Source organism: Pseudoduganella sp. RAF53_2 (assembly GCF_052113985.1).
In the GTDB taxonomy this organism is placed as follows: Bacteria; Pseudomonadota; Gammaproteobacteria; order Burkholderiales; family Burkholderiaceae_D; genus Rugamonas.
This window is the reverse complement of the sequence record NZ_JBFRDW010000994.1, coordinates 1-1,401: the sequence shown is the minus strand read 5'-3', so window position 1 is coordinate 1,401 and position 1,401 is coordinate 1. Positions and strand designations below refer to the sequence as shown.

The 1,401-nt window shown below is 65.7% G+C and carries 1 protein-coding gene; it reads right to left on the bottom strand.

Annotation, left to right across the window (positions count from 1 at the left end; translation table 11 throughout):
* Positions 1–105: 105 nt before the first annotated feature.
* Positions 106–1,401, bottom strand: a 1,296-nt coding sequence (locus AB4Z11_RS31745; protein WP_442030161.1) for an efflux RND transporter permease subunit, incomplete at its 5' end; no start/stop codon positions are given.

Here is a 1,401-nt window from a genome sequence, read left to right as displayed (position 1 = left end):
CCTTGAAGCCGGCAGGCTGCGGCGTATTCGGGACGTCGTAAGTTGGCGTCAGCGCACAGCCGCTCAGGGCGGCGGCGATGGCAACGGCGAGGTAGGTGCGTGCTCTCATGGCGTTGTAGGTTCTGGTTGTGTGCCGCCGGTTCGGCTGAGCAGATGTTCGTCCGGGCTGCGCGTGCGCAGCTTGTCCATCAGGACGTAGACCACCGGGGTGGTGAGCAGCGTCAGCAACTGGCTGGCGATCAGGCCACCGATAATGGCAATGCCCAGCGGCTGGCGCAGTTCCGAGCCTTCGCCAAAGCCGATGGCGAGCGGCAGTGCGCCGAGTGCGGCGGCCAGGGTCGTCATCAGGATCGGGCGGAAGCGCAGCAAACAGGCTTCACGCACGGCTTCGATGGAACTGATGCCGCGCGAGCGCTCGGCTTCCAGCGCAAAGTCGATGATCAGGATCGCGTTCTTCTTTACGATGCCGATCAGCAGGAACACGCCGATCAGGGCGATGATCGAGAACTCCATCTTGAACATCAGCAGCGCCAGCACCGCCCCCACGCCCGCCGACGGCAACGTGGACAGCACGGTTACCGGGTGGACCAGGCTTTCGTACAGGATGCCCAGGACGATGTAGATCACCACCAGCGCGGCCAGAATCAGCAGGGGCTGCTGCTGGTTGCTCTCCTGCGCGCTGCGCGCCGTGCCCTGGAAGCTGCCCCGCACATTGTTGGGCATGCCGATTTCGGCTTCGGCCTGCTTCACCGCCTCCTGCGCCTGGCTCAGGCTAAAGCCCTGTGCGAGGTTGAAGGAAACCGTCGTCGCCAGCTCGCCGTCCTGGTGGTTCACCGAAGTTGGCGTGGAGCTTTCAGCGAAGGTGGAGATGGCGCTGAGCGGCACCATGGCCGATGGCGTGGTGCTCAGCGCGGAGCCGGACGACGCATCACGCGCGGCGGAGACGTTGTTATTGTTGGTCGAGGTCGTGGTCGACGCGCCGCTGCCGGAGCCCGTGCTGCCGCTGGTACCGCCCGCCGTCGCCGAAGGCACGCCGGCAGCCGCAGTGCCGGCGCCGTTCACCGCACTGCCGCTGCCGCCGGACGCGCTGTTTGCAGCGGCCCCGCCCGCAGCTGCGGCGCCACTGGTGCCCGCGCTCGTCCCGCTGGCCGCCTTGCGCGGTATGTACACGTCGCGCAGCGCTTCGGGACTTTGCGCAAATTCCGGCGCCACTTCCATCACCACCTTGTACTGGTTCAGCTCATCGTAAATGGTGGCAACCTGGCGCTGGCCGAAAGCGTCGTACAGCGCGTTATCGACATCCTTGACCGTCATGCCGAGGCGCGAGGTCGTATCCTTGTCGATGGTGACGAAGGTTTCGACGCCGTTGTCCGCCTGGTCGGTATCGACGTCGACCATCTC